Origin of the sequence: Celeribacter halophilus (assembly GCF_018860305.1) — a bacterium.
Taxonomy (GTDB): domain Bacteria; phylum Pseudomonadota; class Alphaproteobacteria; order Rhodobacterales; family Rhodobacteraceae; genus Celeribacter; species Celeribacter halophilus_A.
This window is the reverse complement of sequence record NZ_JAHKPE010000013.1, coordinates 82,334-97,421: the sequence shown is the minus strand read 5'-3', so window position 1 is coordinate 97,421 and position 15,088 is coordinate 82,334. Positions and strand designations below refer to the sequence as shown.

The 15,088-nt window shown below is 59.3% G+C and carries 19 protein-coding genes; 9 read left to right on the top strand and 10 right to left on the bottom strand.

Annotated features, from left to right (window positions below; all coding sequences use genetic code 11):
• Positions 1-52: 52 nt before the first annotated feature.
• The 5 genes from KO492_RS02185 (at position 53) to KO492_RS02165 (ending at position 3,499) form a co-directional block, all read left to right on the top strand.
• The gene (locus tag KO492_RS02185; protein ID WP_170125643.1) at positions 53-205 is read left to right on the top strand and encodes a hypothetical protein; all 153 of its coding nucleotides are present in this window, start codon (positions 53-55) and stop codon (positions 203-205) included.
• Between the two features lie 167 nt (positions 206-372).
• Positions 373-1,371, top strand: coding sequence for a type I glyceraldehyde-3-phosphate dehydrogenase (gene gap / locus KO492_RS02180; RefSeq protein ID WP_216043463.1), 999 nt, complete (start codon positions 373-375; stop codon positions 1,369-1,371).
• Between the two features lie 338 nt (positions 1,372-1,709).
• On the top strand, positions 1,710-1,853 hold the full coding sequence (locus KO492_RS02175; protein WP_170125642.1) for a hypothetical protein: 144 nt from the start codon (positions 1,710-1,712) through the stop codon (positions 1,851-1,853).
• Between the two features lie 150 nt (positions 1,854-2,003).
• Entirely contained in the window at positions 2,004-3,005 is a 1,002-nt protein-coding gene (gene gap, locus KO492_RS02170; RefSeq protein ID WP_216043462.1) for a type I glyceraldehyde-3-phosphate dehydrogenase, read from the top strand.
• A 335-nt stretch (positions 3,006-3,340) separates the two neighbouring features.
• Entirely contained in the window at positions 3,341-3,499 is a 159-nt protein-coding gene (locus tag KO492_RS02165) for a hypothetical protein (protein ID WP_170125641.1), read from the top strand.
• Positions 3,500-3,581: 82 nt separating this feature from the next.
• On the opposite strand, the gene coaD is transcribed toward KO492_RS02165, so the two are convergent.
• The 3 genes from coaD to KO492_RS02150 all read right to left on the bottom strand — a co-directional run bounded on the left by coaD (position 3,582) and on the right by KO492_RS02150 (position 5,630).
• A complete protein-coding gene (gene coaD / locus KO492_RS02160) occupies positions 3,582-4,091 on the bottom strand; it encodes a pantetheine-phosphate adenylyltransferase (RefSeq protein WP_216043461.1) in 510 nt (169 codons plus the stop codon).
• 122 nt (positions 4,092-4,213) lie between these two features.
• Positions 4,214-4,648 (bottom strand): CBS domain-containing protein, encoded by a 435-nt coding sequence (locus KO492_RS02155; protein ID WP_066605910.1) that lies wholly within the window; start codon positions 4,646-4,648, stop codon positions 4,214-4,216.
• Between the two features lie 88 nt (positions 4,649-4,736).
• Positions 4,737-5,630 carry a LysR family transcriptional regulator gene (locus tag KO492_RS02150; protein ID WP_216043703.1) on the bottom strand — a complete coding sequence of 298 codons (894 nt, stop codon included), beginning with the start codon at positions 5,628-5,630 and terminating at the stop codon, positions 4,737-4,739.
• Positions 5,631-5,798: 168 nt separating this feature from the next.
• Between KO492_RS02150 and KO492_RS02145 the strand changes: the two genes are divergently transcribed.
• Complete coding sequence (locus KO492_RS02145) at positions 5,799-7,298, top strand: CoA-acylating methylmalonate-semialdehyde dehydrogenase (protein WP_216043460.1); 1,500 nt, start codon at positions 5,799-5,801, stop codon at positions 7,296-7,298.
• Between the two features lie 212 nt (positions 7,299-7,510).
• Positions 7,511-7,705 (top strand): YgaP family membrane protein, encoded by a 195-nt coding sequence (locus KO492_RS02140; protein WP_216043459.1) that lies wholly within the window; start codon positions 7,511-7,513, stop codon positions 7,703-7,705.
• A gap of 106 nt (positions 7,706-7,811) precedes the next feature.
• On the opposite strand, the gene KO492_RS02135 is transcribed toward KO492_RS02140, so the two are convergent.
• The 3 genes from KO492_RS02135 to KO492_RS02125 all read right to left on the bottom strand — a co-directional run bounded on the left by KO492_RS02135 (position 7,812) and on the right by KO492_RS02125 (position 9,381).
• Positions 7,812-8,468, bottom strand: coding sequence for a Crp/Fnr family transcriptional regulator (locus KO492_RS02135; RefSeq protein ID WP_216043458.1), 657 nt, complete (start codon positions 8,466-8,468; stop codon positions 7,812-7,814).
• Positions 8,469-8,617: 149 nt separating this feature from the next.
• A complete protein-coding gene (gene soxZ / locus KO492_RS02130) occupies positions 8,618-8,947 on the bottom strand; it encodes a thiosulfate oxidation carrier complex protein SoxZ (RefSeq protein ID WP_216043457.1) in 330 nt (109 codons plus the stop codon).
• Between the two features lie 26 nt (positions 8,948-8,973).
• Positions 8,974-9,381, bottom strand: a complete 408-nt coding sequence (locus KO492_RS02125; RefSeq protein WP_216043456.1) for a thiosulfate oxidation carrier protein SoxY — start codon at positions 9,379-9,381, stop codon at positions 8,974-8,976.
• A gap of 423 nt (positions 9,382-9,804) precedes the next feature.
• Here KO492_RS02125 and KO492_RS02120 point away from each other — a divergent pair, with 423 nt between their 5' ends.
• On the top strand, positions 9,805-10,137 hold the full coding sequence (locus tag KO492_RS02120) for an ArsR/SmtB family transcription factor (protein ID WP_216043702.1): 333 nt from the start codon (positions 9,805-9,807) through the stop codon (positions 10,135-10,137).
• A 127-nt stretch (positions 10,138-10,264) separates the two neighbouring features.
• Here the strand turns inward: KO492_RS02120 and KO492_RS02115 are convergent, their stop codons facing one another.
• Positions 10,265-11,509: a glycerate kinase type-2 family protein gene (locus KO492_RS02115; RefSeq protein ID WP_216043455.1), complete on the bottom strand. Its 1,245-nt coding sequence runs from the start codon at positions 11,507-11,509 to the stop codon at positions 10,265-10,267.
• Positions 11,510-11,627: 118 nt separating this feature from the next.
• On the opposite strand from KO492_RS02115, the gene KO492_RS02110 reads away from it, so the two are divergent.
• Positions 11,628-12,779 (top strand): FAD-dependent oxidoreductase, encoded by a 1,152-nt coding sequence (locus KO492_RS02110; RefSeq protein ID WP_216043454.1) that lies wholly within the window; start codon positions 11,628-11,630, stop codon positions 12,777-12,779.
• 12 nt (positions 12,780-12,791) lie between these two features.
• On the opposite strand, the gene KO492_RS02105 is transcribed toward KO492_RS02110, so the two are convergent.
• Genes KO492_RS02105 through KO492_RS02095 form a run of 3 tightly spaced genes read right to left on the bottom strand, consistent with a single transcriptional unit; the run spans position 12,792 to position 15,087 of the window.
• Positions 12,792-13,385: a pentapeptide repeat-containing protein gene (locus KO492_RS02105; RefSeq protein ID WP_216043453.1), complete on the bottom strand. Its 594-nt coding sequence runs from the start codon at positions 13,383-13,385 to the stop codon at positions 12,792-12,794.
• The gene (locus KO492_RS02100) at positions 13,382-13,834 is read right to left on the bottom strand and encodes a flavodoxin domain-containing protein (RefSeq protein WP_216043452.1); all 453 of its coding nucleotides are present in this window, start codon (positions 13,832-13,834) and stop codon (positions 13,382-13,384) included. Before KO492_RS02100 ends, KO492_RS02105 begins: the two co-directional genes overlap by 4 nt.
• Positions 13,834-15,087 (bottom strand): FAD-dependent oxidoreductase, encoded by a 1,254-nt coding sequence (locus KO492_RS02095; protein ID WP_216043451.1) that lies wholly within the window; start codon positions 15,085-15,087, stop codon positions 13,834-13,836. The genes KO492_RS02100 and KO492_RS02095 overlap by 1 nt, the downstream gene beginning before the upstream one ends.
• Between the last annotated feature and the right edge of the window lies 1 nt (position 15,088).

Genomic DNA, 15,088 nt, shown 5'->3' with positions numbered 1-15,088 from the left:
GCCCCAAAGACCACAGGGGTTTCAAGGCGATCTATCAAAAGGGAGGCTTCTCATGCGTTATCTTCTTATTCTTCTGAGCTTCGGAGTGCTGGTCGGCTGTATGGAAAAAGAGCCGGAGGTTTACCCGGTGACCCACGAAACCTGCGGGCCGGAAGATCCGGTCAAAGATGTTGATGTCATTGATTGCGTTCCGGCGGCCATTTGACCTCCGCCCAGCTTTCGAACCACCGCTGCAAGCGTTGCCTGCGCTTGTGGCGGGAATGTTTGCGATAACACGTATGTTTGCGCCAACATGTTGGCGTTAAACACTTTTCCGAGACCGCACACCTTTGTATACGGCGTTTATCGCCTGCAAAACCTCGGAGACGCATCATGACCATCAAACTCGGTATCAATGGCTTTGGCCGCATCGGACGCTGCACGCTGGCGCACATCGCGGAAGCTGGCCTGAACGAGGTGGAAGTGGTCAAGATCAACGCCACCGGCCCCATCGAAACCAACGCACACCTTCTGAAATATGACTCGGTGCACGGACGCTTTAACGGATCGGTCAAAGTGGCTGGCAACACGATGGATCTGGGTCAGGGTCCGATTGAAGTCATGTCCACCTACAATCCCGAAGAGCTGGATTGGGAAGGTGTCGATGTCGTGCTGGAATGTAGCGGCAAGTTCAATGACGGACACAAGTCGGACGTCCACCTGCGCCGTGGTGCCAAGAAAGTGCTGATCTCTGCCCCCGCGACCAATGTGGCGCGCACCGTGGTCTTTGGCGTGAACCATCGCGACATTCTGGCCGAGGACAAAATCATCTCCAACGGCTCCTGCACGACCAACTGCCTTGCCCCGCTGGCCAAAGTGCTCAACGACGGGATCGGCATTGAAAGCGGGATCATGACGACGATCCACAGCTATACCGGCGACCAGTCCACCCATGACCGCCGTCACAAGGATCTCTACCGCGCACGCGCGGCAGCCATGGCGATGATCCCGACCTCCACAGGCGCGGCCAAGGCGCTGGGTCTGGTGCTGCCGGAGCTTCAAGGCAAGCTTGACGGTTCCGCCATCCGCGTGCCGACCCCGAACGTCTCCTGCGTGGACCTGACGTTCCAGGCTGGCAAGGATGTGACAGTCGAGGATGTAAACGAAATCGTGCGCGAGGCCGCCGCCGGTCACATGGGCGCGGTGCTGGGCTATGACGAGGAGCCGAAAGTCTCCATCGACTTCAACCACACCACCGAATCTTCCATCTTTGCGCCCGACCAGACCAAAGTTGTGGGCCGCACCGTCCGCGTTCTGGCATGGTATGATAACGAATGGGGCTTCTCCGCCCGCATGGCGGATGTTGCCGCGACCATGGGCCGCCTGTCCTAAGCGCTGGCCCAACGGGGCGGAGGAAGAGGAGCCTCCGTCCTGTCTTAATCCGCACACTGCGAAGGACTGGGTGCAGCACTGATTTTCCCGAATTTAGGGGCCGAAGGAAAAACCTCGGCCCTTTTTGCTTTTCGCACACGGCTTGCGGGCACAGATTGCGAACACAGGACGGCCCGAGACCTTGCGTCCTTACCTGTCAAGAAACGCGGCACTCTGTCGCGCTTGTGCCGGTGTAACGCCCGAAACCCGCGACAGATTTCACGAAAAATGCTTTAGCCCCTTTTTTTCTCCCGTCCCCTGACGCATTGTGCCCTCAAGACAGATACAAAGCGTGGAACATGACCAACCCAATCGCCGTCGGGCTTGCCATCGTCATCTTGATTGCGCTCGCCCTTGATTTCGGGATCAACGCAGGCGCCGGATCGCTCTTTCTGGCGCGTGAATTTCTCCGATTGATCCATTGGGTCGCGTTCTGGCGCTGAGTCTCTGATTTCCCGTGGTGTTTCCGCTAACATCGCGCTAAAACTACGGGGACACATAAGGACCGCGAGGCCACGGTGGTCTCCGGTTTTCGTTAGCGAGGGAACATCCTCCCGTTCCCTCTCCTGCCAAAGCGTCAAGGAGGTGCTGTTATGGCCGTGAAAGTCGCAATCAATGGATTTGGACGTATCGGACGCAACGTGTTGCGTGCCATCATCGAATCGGGTCGGACCGATATCGAAGTTGTGGCGATCAACGATCTGGGTCCGGTGGAAACCAATGCCCACCTGTTGCAGTTCGATTCCGTACATGGCCGGTTTCCGGTCGAGGTGAAATTCACCGAGGACACGATCGACGCCGGTCGAGGCCCGATCAAAGTGACCGCCATCCGCAACCCCGAAGACCTGCCTTGGGGTGACGTGGATATCGCGCTGGAATGCACCGGTATTTTCACCGCACGCGAAAAAGCCGCGCTGCACCTGAAAAACGGGTCCAAGCGCGTTCTGATCTCTGCACCGGGGGCCGGTGCCGACAAAACCATCGTCTATGGCGTAAACGACAGCGAACTGTCCGCCGATGACATCGTCGTGTCCAACGCATCTTGCACCACCAACTGCCTTGCCCCTGTTGTCAAAGTGCTCAACGACAACATCGGCATCGTCAAAGGCTTTATGACCACGATCCACTCCTACACGGGGGATCAGCCGACGCTCGACACGATGCACAAGGATCTCTACCGCGCGCGTGCAGCCGCCTTGTCGATGATCCCGACCTCCACAGGCGCCGCGAAAGCCGTGGGTCTGGTGCTACCGGAACTGGCGGGCAAGCTCGACGGTGTGGCCATTCGCGTGCCGACACCGAATGTCTCCGTCGTGGACCTGACCTTTGAAGCGCCGCGCGAAACCTCGGTTGAGGAAATCAACGATCTGATCCGCAAAGCCGCTGATGGCCCGTTCAAAGGTGTTCTGGGCTATACGGACCGCAAGCTCGTCTCCTCGGATTTCAACCACGATCCGCACAGTTCGATCTTCCACACCGACCAGACCAAGGTCATGGAAGGCACTATGGTGCGCATCCTGACTTGGTATGACAACGAGTGGGGCTTCTCGAATCGTATGAGCGATACCGCAGTCGCCATGAGCAAGTTCCTCTGAAGCACTGTATCGGCGGGGCGAAAGCCCCGTCAGAGCCTTTCCCGCGCGAACGGGAGCGCCCCGAAGCATCGCTTCGGGGCTTTTTTCTATGCTGTTTCCATACGGGGCACCTTCCAGCCCTCCCCCTGAGCCGCGACACAGCGGCATTTCACGGCGCCTCTATCCCACGGTTTTGACAAGAGTTTTCAATCTCCGCGCTGAAAACATATGCAAAATGTGAACAACCCATGCATAAATCGCATATCGAACTTGGTGATCCGGCATTGGTGTTAGCGCTAAATCAGGCGCATATAAAAGGCAGAAAGAAACACACCAAACCCGAAAGGACCGGTACGATGAAAACTCTCTCCTCCCTCGCCTCGGCCGCCCGCAAACGGGCCGCCTATCGCCGCACACTCGCCGAACTGAACGGCCTGCCGAGCAAAGTCAAAGCCGACCTCGACATTGACGAAGCCCGCGCATGTGAACTGGCCCGCACCGCCATCTACGGCTAAGACGCAATAGTCTCATTACGCACAGACGCAAGAAAAAGCCCCCGACGGGGCTTTTCTCATGTTCAGGGCTGAGGCTCCGGCCTCAATTCCCGAACTTTTCCCGAATCCGCTTTTCGACCTCGGGGGCGACGAATTTGGAGATATCCCCGTCCAGACGGGCGATCTCTTTCACCAGTTTAGAGGCAATCGCCTGATGCCGCGCGTCGGCCATGAGGAACACCGTTTCGATCTTGCTGTCGAGGGCGCGGTTCATCCCCACCATCTGATATTCATATTCAAAATCCGCCACAGCGCGCAGACCACGCACGATGATTGATGCATTCACGTCGCGCGCGCATTGGATCAGAAGGTTCTCGAACGGATGCACCACGATTTCGCAGCCGGTCTCACGAGACAGCCCCGCCGTGTATTCGGTCAGCATCTCCACCCGTTCCTCCAACGAGAACAGCGGCCCCTTGTCACGGTTGATAGCAACACCGATCACCAGTCGATCAACCAAAGCACAGGCGCGACGAATGATGTCGCCGTGTCCGTGGGTCACTGGGTCAAACGTGCCTGGGTACAATGCAATGCGCCTTGGGCCGGTTGGCATGGGGGATCCTCCTCTTTTCTGCAGCGCACGCAACAATATTGCAGGTGCGAAATCAAGAGGATTGACGCACGAACGCTTCGTTACATGTCATAAACTTGTCGCATCCCGCCCCCTGATCGGGGTCAGTGGCCCATGATCATGCCTTCGAGCGCATTGTTCTCCATCGCAAGCTCTTCGAGCCGAGCCTTGACCACATCACCGATGGAAACAACGCCGAGCATGTCGCCATCATCCATCACCGGCATGTGGCGGAAGCGCCCCGTGCTCATCTTTTCCAACACCGCAAGCGCCGTTTCATCGGGACGGCAGGACACGAGCTTTCGGGTCATGAAGTCCGACACTTTATGCGTCAGGATTTCACTGCCTGTCTTGCCCAGTTCGCGCACGATGTCGCGTTCCGACAGGATGCCTTCGGGATGTTTGGGATCTGTAGCCACGATCAACGCACCGATCTTGCGGCTGGACAACAGTTTGGCCGCCTCTGCGACCGTCGAGTCCGGACGAACCGTGATGGCTTCCCCAATGGCTTTCGTTTTTAGAATCTGACCTACGAGCATAACACCTCCCTGAATTTTAATATGCTGATTTCCCAGCGGCTTTCCCTCTGTCTCCCTACCCTCAGCGTCCAACGCCTGCGCCAATCTGTCAAGCTTCACGTTCGAGCTTGTCCACTTCATCACGCATCCGGCGACAAAATACATCGGCAAAGCGCGACAAACGCTCCACCTTCCGGTCATCCGCGTGGCGCACCAGATAGAATGCCCGTTTCAACCGCAACTCCTGTGGCAGAACGCGGATCATCTCGGGCACGAAGGGCAGGCAGAAATCATGCACAACGCCAAGCCCCAGCCCTGCGCGGATCATATTGAGCTGCACGGAGACCGAATTCGACGTGTAATCCGCCTCGCTCGCGCCGGTTTCCTCCAAGTAATCCAGTTCCTTGTCGAAAATCAGATCGGAGACATAGCCCACAAGCTTGTGCCCCTGCAAATCCCCCAAACCCGCAATCTCTGCGTGCTGTTCGAGATACCAGCGCATCGCCGCCAGTGAGAGATGGTAGTCGGTGATCTTTTGCACCAGAAGACGGCCCGAGGTCGGCGGGGAGACGCTGACAAAAAGATCGACTTCGCGTTTCGACATGTTGAACAGCCGCGGCTGGGCGATGATTTGCATCTCCAGATCGGGATGGTCCTCGGCGATTCGGGCCATGACCCGTGGCAGAACATAGTTCGCACAGCCATCAGGGGCACCGATGCGGATCACCCCTTTTAACCGCTCATCCCCGTCGCCAGACAAATCATCCTGCCCCAGAGACACCGCCTGCTCCGCTGCCTCCGCATGGGCCAGAAGCCGTCCTCCGTCGCGGGTCAACTCGTAGCCTTGCGGAGATTTTGCAAACAGAGACACGCCCAACCCCTCCTCCAGCCGCGCGATGCGCCGCCCGACTGTGGCCGGATCAATCTTGAGCTGCCGCCCCGCGCCGGAGAGGCTTTCGGTGCGTGCAACGGCCAGAAACACCCGCAAATCATCCCAGTTCATCGACATATCCGGCCCTCGTCCTCCCGCATTGCGTCTGGGCACCTGCGCCAGACCTTTGCCGTAGATGACCATAGATCATTGCAAAAATGCAAAATGTTTTTGAAATCTTCTCTCTTTTGAACCCAAAAACGCAAAGTTAAGCTGTCACCAACAGATCAGGAGGATCCCATGGAAGAACTTAAACATTTCATCAACGGCGCATATGTCGCTGGCACATCCGGTCGCTTCTCCGAGGTGCGCAATCCGGCAACCGGCGAAGTCATCGCCAAAGTCCCGCTGGCCACCCCTGCCGAGCTTGACGCCGCCGTAGAAAAAGCCGCCGCTGCGCAAAAGAAATGGGCCAAGGTCAACCCGCAGCGTCGGGCACGGATTTTCATGAAATTCGGCGCGCTGCTGAACGAAAACATGGACCGCCTTGCCGAATGTATGTCGCGTGAACACGGCAAGACGCTTCCCGATGCGCGTGGCGATGTCCAGCGCGGTCTCGAAGTGGTCGAGGTCTGCATGGGCGTGCCCTCGCTCATCAAGGGCGAATACACCGCAGATGCGGGCACCGGCATTGATCTCTATTCCATGCGTCAGCCTCTGGGCGTTGTCGCCGGTATCACGCCGTTCAACTTCCCCGCGATGATCCCGCTTTGGAAAATGTCCCCTGCGATTGCCTCCGGCAATGCGATGATCCTGAAACCCTCCGAGCGCACACCGATGACCTCGCTGATGCTCGCCGAGATTTTCAAGGAAGCCGGCCTGCCCGACGGTGTGTTGCAGGTTGTGCATGGCGACAAGGAAGCCGTGGATGCCATTCTCGACAACGAGACAATTCAGGCCGTGGGCTTTGTCGGCTCCACCCCGATTGCGCAATATATCTACGGGCGTGCGGCGACCAACGGCAAACGCGCACAGTGTTTCGGCGGCGCGAAAAACCACATGATCATCATGCCGGACGCGGATATGGACAAGGCTGCCGATGCGCTGATCGGGGCCGGTTTCGGGGCCGCAGGCGAACGCTGCATGGCGATTTCCGTGGCTGTTCCCGTGGGTAAGGAAACCGCCGATGCGCTGATCGAACGCCTTGTGCCGAAGATCGAAAAGCTCAAGGTTGGCCCTTACACCGCAGGCGATGATGTGGACTACGGCCCTGTCATCACCGCGCAGGCCAAAGAGCGGATCGAGGGGCTGATTGCCTCCGGTGTGGAGCAAGGTGCGAAACTCGTCACCGACGGGCGGAACCTGAACATCCAAGGCTATGAGAACGGCTATTTCGTCGGCCCGACCCTGTTTGACGAAGTGACGCCGGAGATGGATATCTACAAGGAAGAGGTCTTCGGTCCTGTGCTCTCCATGGTGCGCAAGGACAGCTATGAAGATGCGCTTGGCCTGATCCTCGACAATCAGTATGGCAACGGCACCGCGATCTACACCGCCGATGGCGACGTGGCGCGCGACTTTGTCAACAAGGTCGAAGTGGGCATGGTCGGCGTGAACTTCCCGATCCCCGTGCCACTGTCCTACTACTCCTTCGGCGGCTGGAAGAAATCGGCCTTTGGCGATCTGGACCAATACGGGCCGGATGCGTTCAAATTCTACACCAAGACCAAGAAAGTCTCTGCCCGCTGGTTCTCCGGCATCAAGGATGGCGCGGCGATGAACTTCAAATCGATCGACTAAAATTGTCCAAATCGAACATTTCAGGCGGGTCCTCAAAAGAGGTCCCGCCTTTTATATGGCAAAATCCGATATTTCCGCCGCGTCTTTACCTCTGGCGGCGATGCTGGGTTTTCCCTGCCCGTGCAACCTTGCGGGGGTGAGTTTGTCACAGACAGAACGCCCGTTGAGGCGTAGACTCTTTTCAAGATTCATGAGTCACATAGGAGAGTTCCATGAAAAAGAATGTTGGCAACCTCGACCGTATCCTGCGCATTGTCGTAGGCCTTGCTCTTTTGCTGGGCTTCTTCCTGAACCCCGGCGCCTCGCTGCGTTGGCTCTATCTCATCGGGATCATCCCGCTGGTCACCGGATTGATGTCGAGCTGCCCGCTCTATTCGATCTTCGGGATCAACACCTGCAAGAAATAAACGTTTCGCAATCGACTTGATACACACGTCGGTTGCGAAAGCATCCCCGTCTCAACAGGTCGTGCTACGCAGCCCTGTGTCTCAGGGTCTTCGTAATGGGCTTGTGTCAGCCGGAATTCGCAAGCGCGTCGAGCGCCTCGCGATCAATAAGTCGGACCTCGCCGCGGGCGGTTTGCACCCACCCGCGACGCTGGAATTCCTGCAACTGGCGTGAGATCACCTCGCGCGCCGAGCCAAGCTCTGCGGCAAGTTGCGCATGTGTCACCTTCAACACAGGCTCCCCGTTCGTCAGTTCCAGAAGCTTTTGCGCCAGTCGAATATCGACCTTTTGAAAGGCGATCTCTTCGATCACATGGAACAGATCGGTGATCCGGCGCGAATAGGCCGAAAAGACGAAATCGCGAAAGCTCTGGGAGTGCGCGATCAGATCGTCAAAGACGCGACGCGGAATGGCCACCGCATCCACATCCGTTTCCGCGATGCCCTCGGCGGTGTAATCCTCATAGGCCAAGAGGCAGGCCGTGGTCATCACACAGCTTTCGCCGCCGTGAACACGGTAAAGCACGATCTCGCGCCCGCCTTCGGTGGTCTGTTGCACCCGCACCGTGCCCTCGGTCAAAAGAAGCAGGTTTTCAGGGCGCTTCCCCGGACCAAAAAGCACAGTGCCCGCAGGCAGATGGACGATCTGGGATTGGGCCACAAGGCGCGCGCGCAGCCGTGGTTCCAATGTCGAGAGCCCCGCAAACCGGTCGATCCAATCCATCTTTCACCCCTTGTCCGTGAAAGCCCTTCCGCGAAAGGCGTTAAGGGGTCTTAAAAGCTTATCGCGGCTTCGACAATCTCTGTCAGCAAATCTTCGCCCGCGCATTGATTGCAGAGGGACAGGTCCGGCGTCAGATGCGATTGCAGCACTTAGCCAATGGCGATCTCTTGGGCCGTCTCATAGACAGAGCCATCGTCGGCATACCATGTGAAACTGAACACACCGGCTTCAGGCACAGTGGCCGCAAATTCGAAATCCGGATTGGCCGACACCGACGGCTCAAGCCGCACGTCAATCACGCTTTCGCCGTTAAACTCACAGGTAAACCGGTTGATGATCGAGCGCGGGATGGTGTTGCCATCCCTGTCCTTGCGCTGTCCGGATTCCATCGGATGCGGAATCAGGGTCTTGATCGTGATCTCCGCACCCGCCGCAGCGGTGTCGGGCATTTTCACACGCGGTTTGTCACCTGATGCCATAGGGATGCCTCCTGAAATTAAGCCGTTCAGCCGCCGCGGGTCACTTTGACCGTCACAGAGGTTCTCACAAACGCACCGTCAGCCAGCTTCGCAACCGCAACCACATCTTGCGTCGCGGCAAGGCGAATACGGGTGGAGGCAAAGCTGCGACCGGCCATTGGACCAAAGTTAAAGGTCGCCACCTCCGGCGTCGGATTGCCCGAGGCAAAGACCGCAATGGCCACCGCACCGGGAGCTTCGACCGAAATCGGCACCCTGTTGCCATTCTCGATGGTCTCGGGAGCGGTCAGAGTTATATCCCCGGCGCCTGCCTCCACTCCACCGGTGAAAACCGCGATGGCGTCTTCGGCAGCGGCAGTTGCGCTCATCGGCAAAAGCGCCGCAGCGGTCGCACCAAGCCCCAACGTCAGAGCGTCGCGTCGTGTCAGTTTCATGTTCTGCTCCTCCGTTCCACCGTATCAACTCCGCAGTATCAGCACATCAGCGTCCCCGAACAGGAACCACATCCCTGATCTTCTACGCCTTTTGTTTTCACTATACCAGAATTGCACCACACGCATAGCGTCGCGCATCACTATGGCGCAGGGCAAGAAACAAATTCAAATAACCCGATAATTCTGCTCTTCAACACCCCCAACCCGCCTCTTGCTCTTGGAGGCGGCCTTGTGGTTGACGTCGCAAAAGCTATAGTGGCCAAGATCGGTGTTTCGGTGCCACGGCTCCGACCTTGATGCAGACTGTGCCCGAGCAGGCATTGACGCCACCATGGATGACATCGCGTTTTGAACCAGAGCAACTCTTCGAGGACACACAAGGTGGACAAAGTGACTTCGCCTGCCCCCATCACCTCCGGCACCATGTCCGAGACGGAACTGGACGTGATGATGTCAAATGCCTGCGAAGCCTCGCAGCTTTTGAAAGCCCTCTCGCATGAGGGTCGTCTGATGATCCTGTGCCATCTTGTGACCGGTGAAAAATCCGTCACGGAGCTGGAAGAACTGCTGTCGGCACGACAGGCGGCGGTGAGCCAACAGCTTGCCCGACTGCGCCTTGAAGGTCTGGTGACCCCACGACGTGAAGGCAAGGCGATCTACTATTCCCTCACGGATGACCGCCCGAAACGTATCCTTGAGTTGATCCACGACATGTACTGTTCGGTCGACGGCGCAAAACAGGCACAAGACGACTGAACCCTTTTCACGCCCGCGTGCCGGAGCGAGGGAATATGCCCGTCAATACTGGAAGCTGAGAAATTTCACGGCTTGGGCTGCGGCAGTTGAGTGCGGAATTGATGCCGCCCGCTGAGGCTTGCGGGGCTTATTTGCGGATCAGCACCTGAAGATCGGCAACATTGGTGCCCGTCGCACCGATTTGCAGCAAGTCACCCGCCGCCTGAAGCCCGTGATAGCTGTCGTTGCGCGTGAGAACCTCCTGAGGGTCAAGCCCTGCGGCCCGCATCCGATCCAGAGTGCCGGGATCAACCAGACCGCCCGCCGCATCGGTCGGCCCGTCGCGCCCGTCCGTGCCGCCGGACAGGAATACATAGTCAGTCAGCCCCGCCTCTTCGGCCAGCACCGCCACACGCAGCGCCAGTTCCTGATTGCGACCGCCCAAACCGTCGCCTGCAAGCTTCACCGTAGTCTCGCCACCAAAGAGGATTACGCTTGGCGCACCCGTTTCAACAGCCGTATCAACGACAACACGCGCGGCCTCGGAGACGTCGCCTTCGAGCGGCGTCGGGGTCACATGAACATTCTCCCCCTCACCCGCCGCACGCGCCATCGCAGCAACAGAAATCCGGTTCGAGCCGATCAATGCCACCTCGCTGTCGGGCAAGGCGCCGAGATCAGGCTGCGGACGGCTGAGATAGGCGGTGACGGAAGCCGGAATTTTCTCCCAAAGCCCCAGATCCCGCAACACTTGCGCGGCGTCTTCGCGTGTGCCGATGGGAGAAACGGTCGGGCCGGACGCGATGGCGCGCAGGTCGTCCGACACCACATCAGAGAGCAAAAGCGCAGTCACCTTCGCAGGGGCCGCCGCACGCAACAGCCCGCCGCCCTTGAGCCGCGACAATTGCTGGCGCACGAGATTCATGGTGACAATATCGGCCCCGGAGGCCAGCAAAAGCCGGTTGACCTCGGCCTTATCCTCCAAGGAGACCCCCATCACAGGCGCGGGCAAAAGCGCCGAACCGCCGCCGGAAATCAGCGCGATCACATCGCCCTTGGCGTAGGAGAGTGCCTCCTCCACCCGAAGCGCGGCCCGTGCCCCTTCGGCATCGGGCACCGGATGGCCTGCGGCGCGGATTTCCGCACCGTCCAGCGGCTTGGCATTTTCGTAATTCGTGACCACGATCACCGTGTCTGCCGACACATGTTTCATCGCGGCTTCCGCCATCGTTCGCGCGGCCTTGCCCACGGCAATGATCAGCGGATCCTTGAAGCTTCGGCCTTTCAAAGCCGCCTCGACCGCATGGGCCGGATCGGCAGCCTCGACACCTTCGAGGAAGATTTCACGCGCCTTGGCACGCATCGACTCAAACGGAGAAGCATCGTATGTCATGGCGCGATGTTGACACGCCCGCTGCGCCACGTCCAGCACCCTTGCCAAGCAGATCACCTAACGTCAGTTTTACGCCACATACAGGCCCGCACAGACCCGCGACAGATTGGACCCACCGATGAACGCTCTCCCCGCGCCACGAAACCTCGTCCTGATCGGCGGCGGACACAGCCATGCCCTGATCCTCAAACACTGGGGGCTGTCGCCGCTGCCAGATGTGCGGGTGACGGTGATCAACCCCGGTGCAGTGGCGGCCTATTCGGGGATGTTGCCCGGATTTGTCGCCGGACATTACCCGCGCGAGGCGCTGGAGCTTGATATTCTCCGGCTGGCCGAATTCGCAGGCGGGTGCGCGGTGATGGGCCGCGCCACGGCCATTGACCGCGAAAACCGTCTCGTGCATATCGAAGGCCAGCCGCCGATCCCCTATGACATCGCCTCTGTCGACATCGGCATCACCTCCGCCATGCCGGACCTTGCGGGTTTTGCCGACCATGGCATCCCCGCCAAACCGCTGGAAGCCTTTGCAACCCGCTGGGACGCCTTCAGACGCAAGGCCCACGCCGGAGAGATCGCACCGGAGGTTGCCATCATCGGCGGCGGCGTTGCAGGCGCGGAGCTTGCCTTGGCGATGGCCTATGCGCTCCGGTCTGTCAGAAACACGCAGGTTTCCCTGATTGATCACTCGGACATTCTGAGCGAGATGCGACCAGCGACGCGGCGCGCTGTCTTGAAAACACTGGCGAAAGCTGGCGTCCAACTGCGCCCGCAGTCTCGCGTTGCGGAGGTCCGTGCTGATGAGATGGTTTTCGCCGATGGCAGCACACTTCCAGCGCAGTTCACCTTGGGCGCGGCAGGTGCGCGGCCCTATGGCTGGCTCACCCAGACGGGGCTGGCGCTACAGGACGGGTTCATCAAGGTCGGCCCGACGTTGCAATCTTCGGACCCGCGCGTTTTTGCCAGTGGCGACTGCGCCCATCTCACCCACGCCCCGCGCCCGAAGGCCGGTGTGTTTGCGGTCCGGGAAGCGCCCGTGCTGTTCGACAATCTACAGGCCGCGTTGCGCGACGGGAGCGAGGCCAGACTGCGCCCGTATCATCCGCAAAAAGATTATCTCAAACTCGTTTCCTTGGGCCGCAAATCCGCTCTGGCCGACAAATCCGGCCTGCGCGTCTCGGGCCCGTTGATCTGGCGCTGGAAAGACCACATCGACCGCACCTTTATGAAGCGGGTTAAAGACCTTCCGCAAGCCTCTGATAAAGCGATTTAATTAAGAAACGCGTCAGACGTAACTATAGCCAAAGCTGATCTCGAAACTGTCCGTCGGAACAGGCCGGTTACCGAGTTGCGCCTGTTTGAGCCAAAGACGGCCATGCACCAGCATGTCGCCCGTCTCGATGGAGGAAAACCGCGTGTGATCAAGCCAAAGCCCACCGAACCACTCGGAGCGGGCAAGCTGTGTCTGGCCAGAGATCTCTGCGTTTTCCAAGGAGCAATTGCCAAAGCCCTGCACCGCGGAGAGGCCCAATGTGCCGCCGATACGCGCACTGTCGAACTGGCTCACACCGCGGAATTCGGCCTTGGTGAAATCGGCATCTCCCGCGATCTGCGCCCTGTCAAAACGGGCATCGTTGTGAAACAGCGCACCCGAAAAATCCACGTCCCGCGCCGTGATCTCGTGAAACCAGCTCAGACCGAGAAACTCGGTGCCGACCGCGCTGATCCCCTCGGGGAAATGCGCGCCGGTGAAGTCCACCCCCGTGATCCGCGCGCCGTCCAGCACAAGACGCCCCTCACAGGTGATCCCGCGCAGATCGACGCAAGCGCCGAATTCATACGGGATGGTGATGCGGCTCAGGATGTCTTCCGGTGTCATGCGTCCGCTCCCACAGCTTCGACCACAGCCTCCGCCCACGGCAAGGCGACATCTTCGGCCATATCATCGCCGGAGGCATCGTGGGTCACGCGCTCGCCGATCCGCACGGCCCCTGCAGCCACGAGCATCTCTTCGATCTGTTGCGAGCCCATGTTGAAGGTTTCATATTCGCTGTCGCCCAGTCCGAAAATGCCAAAGCGCAAACCGCTCAGGTCCGGCGCGTCTTTCATCGCCTCGCCGAAAGGCTGCGCAGAAGCGGGCAATTCGCCATCTCCATAGGTTGAACAAATCACAAGATGCAGGCGCGACACGTCCAGATCGGCAGGCGCAACATCGGAAAGGTTCTCAACCACAACCTCATGCCCCGCATCTTCGAGCGCGGACTGGACGTCCTCGGCCAGCATCTCGGCATTGCCCGTTTCGGTGCCATACAGAATAGTAATGTCCATCACTTCAACTCCTCAATCTTCTGCGCCAGACGCAGCATGTCCGGCCGCGTCGGGATTTTTGTTCTGCACCGTCCGGCCATCGCCTGTGCTTTTTCGATCGCGTCAAGCCGCTGCCAGCCCGCATGATCCACGGTTTCGCAGGTCAGGCCAAGCCCCTCATGCCCTGCGCGCGACGTCTCGGGCGCGGTTTCCAGATCGTCCACGATCCTGGCCGCAAGCGCCAGACTGTCGGCGCGGTTTTCAGGAATAGTGCCACGCGGACCACGCCGGAACCAGCCCGCAGCGTAAAGCCCCTCCGCGATCCGGCCCGTCTCGGCATCTTCGGCCCCGGACATCACCGCATCCCTCCCGAGGCGACCATCGCAGCAAAACCCGATGGCCGTCACCAGCGCATCACAGGGGAGATATTCGCCCTCGGAACCGTCTGGGCCAGCCGCAAGACCTGTCACTTTTCCGTCTTTTATTTGAATGCTTTGCAACGGCATGTTGAAGCGAAAGGTGATCGGCAGACGCCCTGTCGACAGACCGTCAATTTCGCGCAAGGCAGAAAGCAGCTTCTCCTTGCCCGCATCCGGCATCTCTCCCTCCGGCAAATCCGCCACACGGATCGTCACCGCCTGAAGCTTGGCCAGTTCGCGGATCATCACCGGATCAAACTTTGCCAGTTCAGCCGCAGAGCGCCCGACAATCGTGAGACTGTCGATCCGGCGCGACATCAACCACTCTGTCGCACGCGGCGAAAGGTCGGAGCCTTCCAACTCGCTTTCGCTTTTCGCCAGCAGACGCAGCAGGTCCACGGAGACATTGCCATTGCCAAGGATGACCACATGCCCGCCGATATCGGGCAAATCCCCCGCATCGGGATGGTCGTAAAGCGCGCGCGTCAAAGAGCCTGCGCCGATCATCCCTTCCGGCGGGTCACCACCCTCCACAAGCTCGGGAACGCGGTCCCCCGCAAGTCCCGTGGCCAGCACAACCGCGTCATAGGCCGCGCGCATCTGCTCCAGCGTCACGTCACGGCCCAGCGTCACATTGCCAAAGAACCGCGCCCCTTGCCGCTCGAACACCCGTTCGAACTGTCGCGCGATACCCTTTGTCCCCTGATGGTCGGCCGCCACACCGTAGCGCACCAGACCATAGGGCACCGGCAGGCTGTCATAGACATCCACCTGCCAGTCTGGTCGCGCCTTGAGCAGGCCCTGCGCGGTGAAACAGCCCGAAGGTCCCGCTCCGATGATCGCCACTTTGCGCATG